Below are 268 nucleotides of genomic sequence, written 5' to 3' on the forward strand. Positions count from 1 at the left end.
CGTCGTTCGGCTCGGCCTTGGTGCGGATGATGCCGAGGTCAGTACCGGCGTGGGGCTCGGTCAGGTCCATGGCCCCGGACCAGACGCCGGAGTACATGTTGGGCAGGTATTTTTCTTTCAGCTCATCACTGCCATGGGCGTCCAGGGCCAGGCAGGCACCGGCCGTCAGCATGGGAGCGAGACCAAAGGCCATGTTGGCACCCTGCATCATTTCCTCGAACTGGGCCACCAGGGTCTTGGGCATGCCCATGCCGCCAAAGTCCGGGTT

Annotated in this window: 1 protein-coding gene; it reads right to left on the minus strand. The window is 63.4% G+C overall.

Going from position 1 to position 268, the window contains the following annotated elements; all coding sequences use genetic code 11:
• Window positions 1-268, minus strand: a 268-nt coding sequence (locus B2W52_RS06285; RefSeq protein WP_286801985.1) for an acyl-CoA dehydrogenase family protein, incomplete at both ends; no start/stop codon positions are given.

Origin of the sequence: Marinobacter sp. UBA2498 (assembly GCF_002341575.1) — a bacterium.
Classification (GTDB): domain Bacteria; phylum Pseudomonadota; class Gammaproteobacteria; order Pseudomonadales; family Oleiphilaceae; genus Marinobacter; species Marinobacter manganoxydans.